General features: G+C 65.8%; 13 protein-coding genes. 8 read left to right on the plus strand and 5 right to left on the minus strand.

Annotated features, from left to right (window positions below):
• Nucleotides 1–27 precede the first annotated feature (27 nt).
• Nucleotides 28–903, plus strand: a complete 876-nt coding sequence (locus tag ACFIMZ_RS35945; protein ID WP_431826007.1) for a LysR family transcriptional regulator — start codon at nt 28–30, stop codon at nt 901–903.
• A gap of 734 nt (nt 904–1,637) precedes the next feature.
• On the opposite strand, the gene ACFIMZ_RS35950 is transcribed toward ACFIMZ_RS35945, so the two are convergent.
• On the minus strand, nt 1,638–3,575 hold the full coding sequence (locus tag ACFIMZ_RS35950; RefSeq protein ID WP_431826008.1) for an SMP-30/gluconolaconase/LRE-like region family protein: 1,938 nt from the start codon (nt 3,573–3,575) through the stop codon (nt 1,638–1,640).
• A gap of 293 nt (nt 3,576–3,868) precedes the next feature.
• On the opposite strand from ACFIMZ_RS35950, the gene ACFIMZ_RS35955 reads away from it, so the two are divergent.
• Nucleotides 3,869–5,017: a porin gene (locus tag ACFIMZ_RS35955; RefSeq protein WP_431826009.1), complete on the plus strand. Its 1,149-nt coding sequence runs from the start codon at nt 3,869–3,871 to the stop codon at nt 5,015–5,017.
• Here ACFIMZ_RS35955 and ACFIMZ_RS35960 read toward each other — a convergent pair.
• Nucleotides 5,005–5,259, minus strand: a complete 255-nt coding sequence (locus tag ACFIMZ_RS35960) for a hypothetical protein (protein ID WP_431826010.1) — start codon at nt 5,257–5,259, stop codon at nt 5,005–5,007. The two genes, ACFIMZ_RS35955 and ACFIMZ_RS35960, sit on opposite strands and share 13 nt — an antisense overlap.
• Before the next feature lie 133 nt (nt 5,260–5,392).
• Here ACFIMZ_RS35960 and ACFIMZ_RS35965 point away from each other — a divergent pair, with 133 nt between their 5' ends.
• From ACFIMZ_RS35965 to ACFIMZ_RS35990, 6 genes are all read left to right on the plus strand, one after another.
• Entirely contained in the window at nt 5,393–6,625 is a 1,233-nt protein-coding gene (locus tag ACFIMZ_RS35965) for a 3-methyl-2-oxobutanoate dehydrogenase (2-methylpropanoyl-transferring) subunit alpha (protein ID WP_431826011.1), read from the plus strand.
• Between the two features lie 2 nt (nt 6,626–6,627).
• Nucleotides 6,628–7,671: an alpha-ketoacid dehydrogenase subunit beta gene (locus ACFIMZ_RS35970; RefSeq protein WP_431826012.1), complete on the plus strand. Its 1,044-nt coding sequence runs from the start codon at nt 6,628–6,630 to the stop codon at nt 7,669–7,671.
• 1 nt (nt 7,672) lies between these two features.
• Nucleotides 7,673–8,953, plus strand: coding sequence for a dihydrolipoamide acetyltransferase family protein (locus tag ACFIMZ_RS35975; RefSeq protein ID WP_431826013.1), 1,281 nt, complete (start codon nt 7,673–7,675; stop codon nt 8,951–8,953).
• A 5-nt stretch (nt 8,954–8,958) separates the two neighbouring features.
• On the plus strand, nt 8,959–10,350 hold the full coding sequence (gene lpdA / locus ACFIMZ_RS35980; RefSeq protein WP_431826014.1) for a dihydrolipoyl dehydrogenase: 1,392 nt from the start codon (nt 8,959–8,961) through the stop codon (nt 10,348–10,350).
• 417 nt (nt 10,351–10,767) lie between these two features.
• The gene (locus ACFIMZ_RS35985) at nt 10,768–11,439 is read left to right on the plus strand and encodes a hypothetical protein (RefSeq protein WP_431826015.1); all 672 of its coding nucleotides are present in this window, start codon (nt 10,768–10,770) and stop codon (nt 11,437–11,439) included.
• Nucleotides 11,440–11,477: 38 nt separating this feature from the next.
• On the plus strand, nt 11,478–12,713 hold the full coding sequence (locus tag ACFIMZ_RS35990) for a hypothetical protein (RefSeq protein ID WP_431826016.1): 1,236 nt from the start codon (nt 11,478–11,480) through the stop codon (nt 12,711–12,713).
• A gap of 139 nt (nt 12,714–12,852) precedes the next feature.
• Here ACFIMZ_RS35990 and ACFIMZ_RS35995 read toward each other — a convergent pair whose 3' ends face one another.
• The 3 genes from ACFIMZ_RS35995 to ACFIMZ_RS36005 form a co-directional block, all read right to left on the minus strand.
• Nucleotides 12,853–12,996 carry a hypothetical protein gene (locus tag ACFIMZ_RS35995; protein WP_431826017.1) on the minus strand — a complete coding sequence of 48 codons (144 nt, stop codon included), beginning with the start codon at nt 12,994–12,996 and terminating at the stop codon, nt 12,853–12,855.
• A 16-nt stretch (nt 12,997–13,012) separates the two neighbouring features.
• Complete coding sequence (locus ACFIMZ_RS36000; RefSeq protein ID WP_431826041.1) at nt 13,013–13,315, minus strand: type II toxin-antitoxin system Phd/YefM family antitoxin; 303 nt, start codon at nt 13,313–13,315, stop codon at nt 13,013–13,015.
• A gap of 62 nt (nt 13,316–13,377) precedes the next feature.
• Complete coding sequence (locus ACFIMZ_RS36005) at nt 13,378–14,718, minus strand: zinc carboxypeptidase (protein WP_431826018.1); 1,341 nt, start codon at nt 14,716–14,718, stop codon at nt 13,378–13,380.
• Nucleotides 14,719–14,868: the final 150 nt, after the last annotated feature.

A 14,868-nucleotide genomic window follows, 5' to 3' on the forward strand; every position in this document is an offset into this window, starting at 1 on the left:
AGCCAATCCTTGTAAGGGAAGCGAACAATGAATTTTTCGTTGCACGAGCTTGCCTGCCTCGACGCAGTGATCGCCGAGGGCAGCTTCCAGGCTGCCGCCGACAAGCTCAATCGGACGCACCCGGCCGTCTACGCGGCCGTGAAGAACTTGGAGAGCCGCTTGGGCGTGGCGCTGCTTGATCGGAGCCAATATCGGGTTGGCCTCACGCCGGCGGGCGAGGCGTTTCGCCGCCAGGCGGAAGCGGTTCTGGGTCAGGCCGCTTCGCTCGAAACACTATGCGAGCAACTGATCCGCGGGGAGGAAACGGATTTGCGAGTCGTGGTTGGCGATCTCACGCCGACGGCCGAGGTGCTGAAACGATTGAAGCGCTTCTTCAAAGGTTGGCCCCGGACGAGGCTGCATTTGCACTTCGAGGTCATCGGCGGGCCATGGGAGCGCCTTTTGTCCGGGGAGACCGATCTCATCATTCACCACATCGATAAGAGCGACACTCGCTTCGAGTGGATCGATCTGTCCAGGGTGACGCTCGTGCCGGTTGCGGCGCCGGATTTTCTAGCATCTCCTGTTACGCGATCGCTCACGCAGCAGCAGATGTCCCGCTACGTGCAGGTAGTCATCCGCGATAGCGCAAAGCAACCGACACGCGATTACTTCGTGATTCAGGATGCGCCCAATTGGACCGTAGCCGACCAGCACACGAAGAAAGAACTGATCGTGCAGGGAATGGGATGGGGGCATATGCCGCTGCATTTGGTCGACAAGGAGCTGCGCAGCGGCACGCTGGTGACGCTGGAGGGCCGGCACTTCAAACGCTCGACACTGGATATCGTGGCGGCTCGATTGCGCGGCCGCCCGGTCGGGCCCGTTGCCGCGGCGCTATGGCGGTATTTGTGCGACGCCTGATCTCGGTAATGGGCGACGGGCTGTGCCATGCCGGCGGCGTCTTCAGCCATTCGAGCACCGTCATCCCCAACGTACCGTGTCGAGTGGACAAAACCGCATCGGCGCACACCGGTTGGGCGTCGCCGACGGTCGCCTGGATCGTCGCGAGCAGGCCACGTTCTGCCTCCGCCCGGACCGCGCGCCCCAGATCTCGCAACGTTCGGTCGGCGGGAATCAAGCGCCTACGCTCGTACAGCCAGTGGCGCGCATGCTGCGCCAATTCCTCGAGCGCGAGCGATTCTGAGGCATCCACGCTGTCGGCCCGGCCCACTGGTCGGCACCGATCGACGTCGGACCGAGGTATTCGCACGCCCACGCCTGGTGCTCGTATTGGGTCTTGTAGCGTTGGTAGGGCGTGCGCAGAAACGCGATCGAAGGTGTCGGCTGGCCGAGGCCGTCACCGATATGGCGCAGCAGTTGCCGTGGCAGAGTGCCAACACGATCCCGCGTGTGGCCGCCGGCCGGCAGAAAGACCCGTTGGACGGCGGCGCCCGCGCGACGACCACGCGGCCATGATGTACTCGACGGCGCCGCGGCTGTGGCCGATAAAGTTGTACTGTTGCGCGCCGCTGGCGGCCGCGAGGACGCGTGGCGTCGCATGTCGTTCGACCCGTGCCGCGACGCCGCGCGGGTCACGCCGCCGGGGCGGCCCTTGGGGGACCTTCGCGTGGCGCCGGGCGCCGGATGCCGAACGATCAAGGCGTCCACCGATAAACGGTGACGCTGTTGCCCTTGACGTTGTTCTTCGTGACCACGTATTCGCCCGTCGCTCGACGGTATGCCCTGATGCCGTACATCGAGTCGATGGCGCTGCTGGCGTCGACGGTAGCGCTGCTGGTATTGACCAGCGTGGCGTCGAGATTGCCGGTGGTGAGGTTGAACGCGTCGACGTTCGGCCGGGCGGGCCCGCTGCCGCCGAACCAGTAGCCGACGAACAGATGGTTGCCGGCCGCGTCCATCGACTTGGCGCCGGCATTGGGGAGGGTGATCACCGGATTGGGGGCGGTGGTGTTGCCCGCGCTCCAGCCGTGATACACCTCGATCCGCGTGCCGATCGCCGTCCAGTCCGTACTTCCGACGATGCTCTGGCCGAGAATCATCGTGTCGCTGTCCGCGAGATAGACGATGCGCGTCAGCGGCTGGATGCTCGCGGGAACGCGGATCGGGACACCGGGCCCCCATGACGGCTTGCCGCCGGCGTCGAAGCCGGTCAGCGGGTAGTGGTAGATGGAACCCGTCTTGTCCAGGCCGGCCCAGACGTCCCCCTTGCTGTCGATGCTGAATCCGCTCGAGACGCGCAGGGCCGTATTGAACGCAGGCCCCGGAATCGATGCATCCGGAATGGCGATATGGCCGTTCGCCGCGTTGAAATGGAAAAAGTAGAAGATCGGCGGGTTCTGGCCGGCCGCCACGAGAATCCGGTGCGCGCCGACGGACGCGAGCAGCCCGAAATGCTCGTCGCGCTGCACATCGTTCATGTTGATACGCGGGTCCGACGGGTAGGCGAATGGATCGACGGTGTTCGCGACGAAGGCGCCGCCCGCGCCGCCGCTGTAGATGTGGGTGCCGCCATAGAACAGCGCGCCGTCCGTGACCGGGTCCGGCGCGGCGATGCCCTCGAAGTTGAGCGCCTGAAGCGTCCACTGCAGGTTGCCCGCCCCGTTGTACGCATGAATGTCGGTGGCGCCGTTGCGGCCGAGGTCCCAGCTGCCGCCCCACGGGTTGTTGAGCACATAGAGGTTGCCGGCGGTGTCCCTGCCGATGCCGGCGACGCGGGTGAAGCGCTGCGCGCCGACCTGGCCTTTGATGCCCGTCGTGGTGTCGAGATAACCGCCCTGGATGCCGAAGGTGCCGGCCAGCGTCGGCGTGCCTGCGACGTTGTAGCGCTTGATGTTCATGTCGGGGCCTTCGTCCCCGACCATCAGCTGCTTCGACGACGCATCGAAATGGAGCGCCGACGGCCGCGACTCGCCGGCCATCCGGATGGTGTTCAGCAGCGCGCCGGTCGGACCGAACTCGACGATCGTGCCCGCGCTCTTCTGCGCGACCCAGACGTTGCCTGCGCCATCAACGGCGAGCGCGCCCGGGCCCGACACGTTGATGTCCCGCTGCCAGACGCCGTCGGTGGTGAAGATCCGCACGCGATTGCCGTAGAAGTCGCTCGCATAGAGGAGCGAGCCCGCCGTGGCGAGCCCGGTGACGACGTCGACCCGCGTCTGGTTGGTCGACGCGCTCACCTGGATGAACCGGTCGCGGACCTTGGTAGCGCGGTTGTAGCGCCCCACCGCGCCGCTGCCGTACGACCTGTTGGCCTGCAGCGCCGCGAAGATCGACGTCGCGTTGCCCGTGATCGCGCCGCCCTGAAACTCGCCGTGCGCACCGATCGAGCCGAGGCTCTTGCCGTTCTGGTAGACGGCGACGCCGCCCTCGTCCTCGTCCCAGTTGGAAGCCGTATAGATGACGCCTTCGGGCGCGACCCACATGGAACGCGCGGCGTTGCCGACGTGGGCGGCGAGGGTGCCATAGGTGTTCGCCAGCCAGTCGGTGGTGTTTTGCGCGGCATGACAGGCCGGCGCCATCGTCGCGATCGCGGCGGCGAGGAGCGCGGCATGAATGCGTTTTTTTTCGGCCATGGCGGATGCTCTCCTGAAGGTAGCGACCCGTCGCGTGAAGGGTCGTCCAGCCAGATTGCTTGAAGGGGGTGACCAAAGTGTGAAGATAGGCAGGTCATCGCGCGTTGACAAGCGCACGCTCGTCGCCGCGACTGTTGCACTGTTGAACTGTTGTCGAGAATGGAAAGGACCACTCCATTGCCGGCAATTTGTGCGGTGAAAATGACCGATTATTCTCCCGATCGCAGTTCCGATCCCCAAGCCGAAAAGCTATCGGACTGCTTACAAAATCAACCGATCAGGGAGGCCTATTCATGAGAGGCGTCGTCATTTCCAGTGGTATTGGCGCGGTGTTCGCCGTTGCAGCGTCGTCCGCGTTTGCGCAGAGTTCCGTCACGTTGTATGGCCTCGTCGACACGGCCATTCGCTATCAAACGAATGCCGGCCCGGACGGCAAGGACCTGATCGGCATGACGGTCGGCCCGGAAACGCACAGCCGGTGGGGCCTGCGCGGCAGCGAAGACCTCGGCGGCGGCCTGTCGGCGATCTTCCGCCTCGAGAACGGCTTCGAACTCGGCGACGGGAAACTGCACGTGGCGAACACGCTGTTCAGCCGGCAGGCGTACGTCGGGCTGTCGAGCAACCGCTACGGCACGCTGACCTTCGGCAACCAGTACGCGCCGCTGTACGACACGATGGGCGACACCTTCGATCCGCTGACCGTCGGCAACTACTGGCAGGACAGCTGGATGTACAACGGCATCGGCAACTTCCTGACCGTGCCGAATTCGGTCAAGTACCAGTTCTCGTACAACGGTTTCAGCGTCGACGCGATCTACGGCTTCGGCAATCACGCCGGCGCAATGGGCCTCGACAGCACGTACGGCGTGGAACTGACCTATGCGCACGGGCCGGCGTCGATCAACGCGGGCTTCCACCAGACCTCGGTATCGTCATTGAACGGCAGTTCGGTCAACGGCGCGAAGGTGAACTTCCTGCACGTGAGCGGCGCGTATCAGGTCACCCCGGCCGTGCGGCTGCTGGCCGGCTGGCTGCACGGCCAGGACAAGACCGGCACGACGGACTTCAACATGCAGCAAGCCGGCGCGCCGACGTTGCGCGCGGGCAGCCCGAACCGCATCGACGATACGTTCTACGTGGGCGCCAACTGGCAGGCCACCGCGCCGCTGCTGATCACGGTGGCCGGCTATTACGGCCATGCGCGCAACGCGGAGCGGCTCGACGGCACGCTCGGCTCCGGCATCAACTACTCCGCGACCGTGCTGGCCGAGTATGCGCTGTCGAAGCACACCGAGGTGTACGGCACGGTGGATTTCGCGCGCGGCAACGGCGCGTTCGCTGCCGACTATCCGGGCGCAACCGGCCCGGCCACCGGCAGGGTCGACCAGATCGGCCGGACCAACAACGTCGGCGCGGCGATCGGCCTGCGTCAGATGTTCTGAGCGCAGGCTCGGGCGGCCGCGCCGGCCGCGGTTGAACGAATCGGCGCGCCGGCGTCGTCCGGCATGAACCCTTCCTCGACGGCCGCGCGCATCGCGCGCGGTCCTTCTTCTCCTTCGCCTCGATCGCCGCAGCGGTAAAAGTTTCCGGAACGATCCGAAGCGCTGCAAAGGCGGCGAGCGCGCATGGCCGTGCGCCCCGACCCATGGCAAATCTGCTCAACACGATCGAGCGGGTTGGGCATCGACGGGCAGATCGGCATTACATAAATTCCCAAGGTTGGTGCGCTTATCCGCGCGCCACGCCACGCGCGAGCCGGCAACCGGCCGCGCGTGCCCCTATCAGCGTGAGACAAAATCGAGCGTGGAGACGACACGATGAGCCTGTCAGAGCCATTGCGTCTGCATGTGCCGGAGCCTACGGGGCGCCCGGGCTGCCAGACCGACTTTTCCTATCTGCATCTATCGCCGGCCGGCGCGGTACGACGCCCGCCGATCGATGTTGCCGCGGCGGACACCGCCGATCTCGCCCGCGGCCTCGTGCGCGTGCTCGACGACCGCGGTGAAGCCGTCGGCCCGTGGGCGCCGGATCTCGACGACGCGCGGCTGATCGCCGGGATGCGGGCGATGCTGAAGACCCGCATTTTCGACGCGCGCATGCTGATCGCGCAGCGCCAGAAGAAAATCTCGTTCTACATGCTGAGCCTCGGTGAAGAGGCCATCGGCGCCGCGCATGCGATGGCGCTGCGGCATGGCGACATGTGCTTCCCGACCTACCGGCAGCAGAGCATCCTGATCGCGCGCGAGGTGCCGCTCGAACGGATGATCTGCCAGCTGATGTCGAACGAGGGCGACCCGCTGAAGGGGCGCCAGCTCCCGGTGATGTATTCGGATCGCGACGCGGGCTTCTTCTCGATCTCCGGCAATCTCGCGACGCAGTTCATCCAGGCGGTCGGCTGGGCGATGGCGTCGGCGATCAAGGGCGACACGAAGATCGCGTCGGCCTGGATCGGCGACGGCGCGACGGCGGAGGCCGACTTTCATACCGCGCTCACGTTCGCGCACGTGTATCGCGCGCCCGTCGTGCTGAACGTCGTCAACAACCAGTGGGCGATCTCGACGTTCCAGGCGATCGCGGGCGGCGAGGGGACGACGTTCGCGGGGCGCGGCGTCGGCTGCGGGATCGCGTCGCTGCGCGTCGACGGCAACGATTTCCTCGCGATCTACGCGGCGTCGAGCTGGGCGGCCGAACGGGCACGCCGCAACCTGGGCCCGACGCTGATCGAATGGGTGACGTACCGCGCGGGCGCGCACTCGACGTCGGACGATCCGTCGAAATACCGGCCGAGCGACGACTGGACCCACTTTCCGCTCGGCGATCCGATCGCCCGCTTCAAGCGCCACCTGATCGCGAAGGGCATCTGGTCGGACAGCGCGCACGACGCGCTCACGGCCGAGCTCGAAGCCGAGGTGATCGCCGCGCAGAAGGAAGCGGAGAAATTCGGGACGCTGGCCGACGAGCGGATTCCGTCGCCGGCGTCGATGTTCGACGACGTGTACAAGGAGCTGCCCGCGCATCTGCGTCGTCAGCGCCAGGAACTGGGGGCGTAATCATGGCGCAACAAGAAGCAACGACGACCGCAGCGCAGCCGATGACGATGATCCAGGCGCTGCGCTCCGCGATGGACGTGATGCTCGGGCGCGACGGCGACGTGGTCGTGTTCGGCCAGGACGTCGGCTATTTCGGCGGCGTGTTCCGCTGCACCGAAGGGCTGCAGACGAAGTACGGCAAGTCGCGCGTATTCGACGCGCCGATCTCGGAAGGCGGGATCGTCGGCGCGGCGGTCGGGATGGGTGCGTACGGGTTGCGGCCCGTGTGCGAGATCCAGTTCGCGGACTACTTCTACCCGGCATCCGACCAGATCGTGTCGGAAGGCGCCCGGCTGCGCTACCGCTCCGCGGGCCAGTTCACCGCGCCGATGACGATCCGGATGCCGTGCGGCGGCGGCATCTACGGTGGCCAGACCCACAGCCAGAGCCCGGAGGCGATGTTCACGCAGGTGTGCGGGCTGCGCACGGTGATGCCGTCGAACCCGTACGACGCGAAGGGGCTGCTGATCGCGGCGATCGAGAACGACGACCCGGTGATCTTTCTCGAGCCGAAGCGGCTTTACAACGGGCCGTTCGACGGCCATCACGAACGGCCCGTCACGTCGTGGCTGAAGCATCCGGCGAGCGCGGTGCCCGAGGGCTACTACACGGTGCCGCTCGACTCGGCCGCCATCGTGCGCACCGGCAGCGACGTGACGGTGCTGACGTACGGCACGACGGTCCACGTGTCGCTTGCCGCGGCCGAAGAGACGGGCATCGATGCCGAGGTGATCGACCTGCGCACGCTGTGGCCGCTCGATCTGGATACGGTCGTCGCATCGGTGCGCAAGACCGGGCGCTGCGTCGTGGTGCACGAGGCGACACGCACCTGCGGGTATGGCGCTGAGCTGGTGTCGCTCGTCCAGGAGCATTGCTTCTACCACCTGGAGGCACCCGTGGAGCGCACGACCGGCTGGGATACGCCGTATCCGCATGCGCAGGAATGGGCGTATTTCCCCGGCCCGAGCCGGGTCGGCGAAGCGTTGCGACGCGTGATGGAGGCTTGACATGGGTATTCACGTCATCAAGATGCCGGATATCGGCGAAGGGATCGCCGAGGTCGAGCTGGTGGCCTGGCATGTGGAAATAGGGCAGACGATCAAGGAGGACCAGCCGCTCGCCGACGTGATGACCGACAAGGCGGCGGTCGAGATTCCGTCGCCCGTGACGGGCAAGGTGCTTGCGCTCGGCGGCAGGATCGGCGAGATGATGGCGGTCGGCAGCGAGCTGATTCGCCTCGAGGTCGACGGCGACGGCAACCTGAAGCCGGGCGCCGACGTGCGCGAGGCCGCCGTGGCCGAGACAGCCGCTGTCACGGCTGCGGCAGCGCCTGCGCCTGCGGCGCCTGCCGCGGATGCGGATCACGCGGCGAGCCGCTCGCCCGCCGAGCCGCCGCGCGCGGCCCTTGCGCCGGGCGAGCGGCCGCTCGCGTCGCCGGCGGTACGCCAGCGCGCGTGGGACATGGGCATCGAGTTGCGCTACGTGCGCGGCACGGGCGACGCCGGGCGGATCCTGCACGCGGACCTCGATGCGTACGCGCGCGACGGCAGCCGGGCAGACGCCCGGCCTGCGCGCGGCTTTGACGAGCGGACCGACGAGACTGACGTGCCGGTGATCGGCCTGCGCCGCGCGATCGCACGCAAGATGCAGGAAGCGAAGCGGCGCATCCCGCACTTCAGCTACGTCGAGGAAATCGACGTGACCGAGCTCGAGACGCTGCGCGCGGAACTGAACCGCCGCTACGGCGACGCGCGCGGCCGGCTCACGCCGTTGCCGCTGCTGATCCGCGCGATGGTGATCGCGTTGCGCGACTTTCCGCAGATCAACGCGCGCTTCGACGACGAGGCCGGCGTCGTGACCCGTCACGGCGCGGTGCACATGGGCGTCGCGACGCAGACCGACGCCGGCCTCATGGTGCCCGTGCTGCGTCACGCGGAAGCGCGCGACGTGTGGTCGATCTCGGCCGAAATCGCGCGGCTTGCCGACGCGGTGCGCACCAACCGTGCGCAGCGCGACGAACTCACCGGCTCGACGATCACGATTTCGAGCCTCGGCCCGCTCGGCGGCATCGTGTCGACGCCGGTCATCAATCATCCGGAGGTCGGCATCGTCGGCGTGAACCGCATCGTCGAGCGGCCGATGTTCCGCGACGGCGCGGTCGTCGCGCGCAAGCTGATGAACCTGTCGTCGTCGTTCGATCATCGCGTCGTCGACGGCATGGACGCGGCCGAATTCATCCAGGCGGTGCGCGCGTTGCTCGAGCGCCCGGCGCTGCTGTTCGTGGAGTGAGCGCAATGAAGAACGAACACACCACGCTGCTCGTGATCGGCGGCGGCCCGGGCGGCTACGTCGCCGCCATTCGCGCCGGACAGCTCGGCATTCCGACGCTGCTCGTCGAGCGCGACCGGCTCGGCGGCACCTGCCTGAACATCGGCTGCATTCCGTCGAAGGCGCTGATCCACGTCGCCGACGCATTCGAGCAGGCGCGCGACCAGGCCGGCGAAGGGGCGCTCGGCATCCGCGTGCACACGCCGGAGATCGACATCGCGCGCAGCGTCGCGTGGAAGGATGGCGTCGTCGATCGACTGACGCGCGGCGTCGGCGCGCTGCTGAAGAAGAACGGCGTGCGCGTGCTGCACGGCGACGCGCGCATGATCGACGGCAAGACCGTCGAGGTCGCCGCCGGCGGCGAGACGATCCGGATCGGCTGCGAGCATCTGTTGCTCGCAACGGGTTCCGAGCCGGTCGCGCTGCCGTCGATGCCGTTCGGCGGGCATGTCGTGTCGTCGACCGAGGCGCTGTCGCCCAAGACGTTGCCGAAGCGGCTGGTCGTCGTCGGCGCGGGCTACATCGGGCTGGAACTCGGGACGGTCTATCGCAAGCTCGGGGTCGACGTCAGCGTCGTCGAGGCGGCGGAGCGCGTGCTGCCCGCGTATGACGCGGAGCTCGTGAAGCCGGTCGCCGATTCGCTCGCGCGGCTCGGCGTCAGGCTGTGGCTCGGCCACAAGGTGCTCGGGCTCGCGGACGACGGCGCGGTGCGCGTGCAGGCGCCCGACGGCGCCGAGCGGACACTGCCGGCCGATCGCGTGCTGGTCGCGGTCGGCCGCCGGCCGCGCGTCGACGGCTTCGGCCTCGAGACGCTGCCGCTCGAACGCAACGGCCGCGCGCTGCGCATCGACGACGAATGCCGGACGACGATGCGCAACGTGTGGGCGATCGGCGACGTCGCCGGCGAGCCGATGCTCGCGCATCGCGCGATGGCGCAAGGCGAGATGGTCGCGGAGCTGATCGCCGGCCGGCGTCGCAAGTTCGTGCCCGCGTCGATTCCCGCCGTCTGCTTCACCGATCCCGAGATCGTGACGTCGGGCTGGTCGCCGGACGACGCACGGGCGGCCGGCGTCGACTGCCTGAGCGCGTCGTTCCCGTTCGCCGCGAATGGTCGGGCGATGACACTTCAGGCCACCGACGGCTTCGTGCGCGTCGTCGCGCGGCGCGACACGCACCTGATCGTCGGCTGGCAGGTGGTCGGGCGAGGGGTGTCGGAGCTGGCCGCGGCGTTCTCGCAGTCGATCGAGATGGGCGCACGGCTCGAGGATGTCGGCGGCACGATCCACGCGCATCCGACGCTCGGCGAGGCGATGCAGGAGGCGGCGTTGCGGGCGTTGGGGCACGCGGTGCATATCTGAGGGAGTACGTCGGGGCCGGGGCGGCGCCTGCGCGGGTTTCGAGCGTGGGCGCGATCCCGGTCGCCGGCGGCGTCCGATGCCGGCATATTTTCCCGGAATCGATACGCAGCGCAGTGAAGGTGGTTCATCTCGACCTGTATAGAATGACCGCAGAACATCTGCCGAAGATGTTCAACCATGGCCCGTTTGCGTCGTCGACAGGGCTGTGCGTTCCGCAGCGCGGCAAGAAGCAGAATATAAAGCCGCGACTGATTCCGAAACGTTTGGCGGAGAACAACAATGTACGAATTGAGAGTGAGATGGGATTGGGGCAGCCAGATCGCGAAACTGAGAAACGCGATCACCGATCCGACCAACCTGATCCGGTTCGATGGCGAGGCGTATCGGGTGTGCGCGACGCGCGATCCGGGAGCAACGGTGAACGTTCGCCTGTTCGCGTCGACGGACACCAGCGGCATTACGTTGAATATTCGAAAAAGCGACCTGTACATCAACAGCCTGAACGGGCATCCGTTCGGCAAATATTCCGATCACTTTCATCGATATCCGTTCGATGACAAGAAAGACGACGACTACATCGTTGCAACAAGCTTCAACAAGGCGGGAGAGGAGCGCCTGTACGCGATCGGGATCGACGAGGCGATCGACAAGCTGAAGTGGGGCACGACGCGCGGCGGCATGGGCGGCCTGGCTCATTCGCTCGTCACCTTCTGCGTCGCCGAGTCGTTGCGATTCGACGCGATCGCAACGGCGGTCGAGCAATTGATCAAGTCGTCGTGCTCCTATCCGCGGCACGGCAGGTTGATCATCGGGGACAAGCACAAGCTCCACCAGAACTACTGGGGGCCGATCATCCGGTCATGGGGACAGGCGAGCGAGGACGTGTTCAAGCATCTATCCCCGGAGACGACGGCGATGGTGCTGCGCCATTCCGGCGCCGCGCCGGCCGCCGATCGCCCGCGGTCCGCGCAAGTCGATGCGCTGCCGCTGGACCCGGATCTTGTCGACGCCTCCCGGAAGCTTCTGGTGCTGAAGCGACCGCAGAACGAGGCGGCCATCATTGCTCAAAAGCAGCCTCGCAAGCGATGACGTGGCCATGTTGCCCGGCACTTGGATCGACTGAGCCCATGACCTTGCCAGAGCTGGAAAAACTGATGCGTCGTCTGTTTGATGACGACAGCCTCGCGTTCTTCGGTGAAACCGACTACAGCGTCACTTTCGTGGTGCCGGGCAAGGTCAAGGACGTCAAGTCCGCTCTCCTTGCTCGCACGGATCCGTCCCGATGGGACGGCGAGGCGATGCACTGTTTTTACCGGTGCGACGACGAGGATTGGGCCCTGTATCTGCGCTCCATACCGCAGGCCGTGTTTTGCATCGCCTCCGTGCAGTCCTTGCATGAACGCCACATGGAGGCGCAGAAGGACGCATGGAAGGTCACGCCGGAGCAGCAGGCGATCGACGACGCCGAGGAGGCGCGGCGCCGGCAGGAGGCCGAAGAACGGGCCGCGCGCGATACCAGGACCGGGCCGCTCGACCCGCTCGGCGGCCCGTTCCATAGCGACGGCGAACGGGTATGGGCCCGCATCGGAAGCGGGCGTCGGTACCGCGCCCTCAATAATTTCGATCTCGGCAGCTTTCGGCATCTGATCGACAACTTCGCCGTCGATGCGTCGGGGCTGCGCTACTACGCCAGCGGCGACGCGTGCAGCTACGAATACGCAGGCGAAGGACTCGTTGCCGATGGCGACGCCGATACGCTGGAATCCCTGGGCGGAGACTGGTATCGCGATTCGCGGCAGGCTTACTATTTCGGGCCCGATATTTACGATCGAGGCGAACGCTGTCTGGTCGTGGTCAAGGCCGATGTCGCCAGTCTGGCGCATATCGGCGGCGCCTACGCGAGGGATGCGAAGCACCTGTTCTGCGCCGGCGTGCGCAAGCGCGGCATCGCCGATCCGGCCCGCGTGGTCAGCCTGGGTTACCGGTATGCCCGTATCGGCGAGCAGGTTCTTTACGATGGCAAGATCGTGACCAAGCCGGGGCGCGTGGACGTCAAGACCGCGCGCGCGGTCTTTCACGATGTGCTGATCGACGACAGCGGTCATGTGCTGTGGGGGCCGAACTATCGCAAGCCGTTGCCGGGGCTCGATGCAAAGAGTCTGTGTTTTCTGACGAGATTCTTTGCCGTCGACGAACATCGCGTCTATTACCGGACCAACACGAATCTGGCCGTTTGCGAATGGGCCGATCGCGCGAGCGTGGAGGCTGCCCCGCCTTTGGGCATCCGGGACAAACACGGGTTGATTGGTATCGAGTATCCGGAAGGCGCCGTGCGGGTTGGAGAGCCGTCGACGGAATCATGACAGACCTGCGCCATACGCCGGCGTGCCGACCGTCCCGGTCGCCGCGGTGTAGCAGCCTGACCACCTGTCACACTTTTTCGGCAGAGCGCGGTTTCCGGAACGAGAGGTATCCGCTCACGCCGGCCAGTGACTGGCCCAATCAAACGACAGTTGCCGCTGGTGGCGAATCGTCCAGCAGAGCATCGAACGCCTGCGGCGTTTCGGCTTCCAGCAGGAACGCTTCGACTTGTTCAAGGTTGTGCTCGAAGTTGGCGGTGAGCTTAACGGTATGGAGGGCTTTCACGGGGCGAATCAGCCGGTTAGCCGGCTGCTTTGGTGGTGCGGCGGCGCTTGATGTCGGAAAGGGGGCTGCGAGCGTCTTTTACCTTGCCCGCGGATACGTCGGCCAAGCCCTTGCTCGCGTCTTCCATCGGCAACAAGTGGATGCGCTCGCGTTCCAGCTGCTGGTAGTAGTCCAGCCGCTGCGCGTCGATGACGGCAACGTAGCTTTCGCCGTTTTTCGCGATGATTTTCTCGGCCCCGGCCTTCACCTGGTCGGCCAGTTCGGACAGATTGGCCCTGGCTTGGGACAGCGGAATCACATCAAGGGCAGCGATGGACATCATCCTGTGCCGCCCGCAGCGTGATCGCATGGCAGCCATGCGGATGCCGGACAGATGCACCTCTATCCAGGCCTTGGCTTGCGGGAGCTCAACGCAACCATGGTCGCAAGTCCTGCGTGCAACTGAAATTGAACGAGCCGCTTGAGCGGAACCGGCCGTAAACCTTCCGTTTGGGTCAACGTGTCGATCTGCTGCAACAGAACGTCGTGGCAGTCGGCGGCCAAACGGAAGCCGTCGCTTCGATCCAGCGACATCAGGGCAAGCCTGCTGGCGAGCCCGACGGTGCTGAGCCGCTCGAGTCGTCCACCGATGTGTCGAATCGTGTGCTCTGCCCATGTAAGCTTCCGGTCGCGCGCCGGATCGGCAACCATCGCGTTGCCCAGGCTCGAAAAATGATCGCAATGCGTTTGCACCACGCGCCACATGTTCGACGCCGCCTGATTGGATTTCGCGCAGTCGAGCGCCAGCGCACGCTTCGCCAGCGCGACCACCTCGACGTTCAATGTTTCGAGCGCCGCATCGACATCGGCGCCGCCATGAGGTGAATGGGTGTCATCCCGCAACCGTTCACAGTCCCAGTATGGAACTTCGGCAAACAACGAGAGCGTGCCCATGGCCGACGTGTATCCGGCACTTGAGTTTCCCGTTGGGCGCACGCCGGGTTCCCGGCAAACGGCCTGTGTGCGTTCCGTGAGGTCTTGCATATTGGGGAACCGAAAGAGCCCCGGCTCCCATCGAAGCTCGTTGAGTGCAGTGTCGCCAACCGTATTGAGGGGCAACCCATAGGTGTCGCACAGCGCTTTCAACTCGGCCGCCAGACCGGCCGGCATGTCGGAGAGAAGATAAAACGCCCCGCCGAACTCCGAATTGTGCAGTGAATAGAGAAAATCCGGCTTCGCCAGCTCGATCGCCTTGCGCCAGGCCCGGTTCTCCGGCATCGGATGGCGCGCCAGCCGGTCATCCTCGGCAAACGGGAATGTGTATTCCGCCTGTTGTTCCGTCGGGGGCCTGTAGTAGTGCTCGTAATAGCGCAAGAGATCTCCCGGCGCGGAAAACCATCCCTCGTTCAGCCGGAGTGCATCCGGCTCGATCGCTTTGATGAAATGCCAACGGTAGGGCAGTGCGTGACGCAGCGCATGATCGTGGCACAAGCGATCGATCAGATGCTCGATGACCAGGCATCCGACTGGTTCGTTGGGATGCGGCGCCCCGACAAACAGCGCCGACATCGGGCCATCGCCGATCGAAATCATGTCGATCGGTTCGCCCTGACCCGATACGCCAACCCTGGTCACGGTTGCAAGGTCGGGATGGCGCAGGGCGGTCGCCATGGTGTTTCGCACCATCTGCTGGAAGGTGGGAATCGCCGGCAAGTCCGGCACGGCTCCGATGGTTTCGAGCAACGGGGAGATCATCGCGGTTGATGGTCGGAGAGGCGGGCTAAAGACGAAAAAGTAGCACGGCAGAGGGGGACTCCAAGGCCGAGCCGATCCAAAAGCTTGTCTCCCCGCGGAGCGGCGCAGTACTGTCGGCGGCAACCCCGAAACAGCCAC

The sequence above is a fragment of the Burkholderia sp. F1 genome, from assembly GCF_050813845.1.
GTDB classification, from domain to species: domain Bacteria; phylum Pseudomonadota; class Gammaproteobacteria; order Burkholderiales; family Burkholderiaceae; genus Burkholderia; species Burkholderia ubonensis.

Coding starts and splice junctions, on each gene's coding strand:
- ACFIMZ_RS35955 (WP_431826009.1), top strand. CDS start 3,869: ATGAGAGGCGTCGTCATTTCCAGTGGTATTGGCGCGGTGTTCGCCGTT.
- ACFIMZ_RS36000 (WP_431826041.1), bottom strand. CDS start 13,315: ATGTCCATCGCTGCCCTTGATGTGATTCCGCTGTCCCAAGCCAGGGCC.
- ACFIMZ_RS35975 (WP_431826013.1), top strand. CDS start 7,673: ATGGGTATTCACGTCATCAAGATGCCGGATATCGGCGAAGGGATCGCC.
- ACFIMZ_RS35950 (WP_431826008.1), bottom strand. CDS start 3,575: ATGGCCGAAAAAAAACGCATTCATGCCGCGCTCCTCGCCGCCGCGATC.
- ACFIMZ_RS35960 (WP_431826010.1), bottom strand. CDS start 5,259: ATGCCCAACCCGCTCGATCGTGTTGAGCAGATTTGCCATGGGTCGGGG.
- lpdA (WP_431826014.1), top strand. CDS start 8,959: ATGAAGAACGAACACACCACGCTGCTCGTGATCGGCGGCGGCCCGGGC.
- ACFIMZ_RS35965 (WP_431826011.1), top strand. CDS start 5,393: ATGAGCCTGTCAGAGCCATTGCGTCTGCATGTGCCGGAGCCTACGGGG.
- ACFIMZ_RS35945 (WP_431826007.1), top strand. CDS start 28: ATGAATTTTTCGTTGCACGAGCTTGCCTGCCTCGACGCAGTGATCGCC.
- ACFIMZ_RS35970 (WP_431826012.1), top strand. CDS start 6,628: ATGGCGCAACAAGAAGCAACGACGACCGCAGCGCAGCCGATGACGATG.
- ACFIMZ_RS35990 (WP_431826016.1), top strand. CDS start 11,478: ATGACCTTGCCAGAGCTGGAAAAACTGATGCGTCGTCTGTTTGATGAC.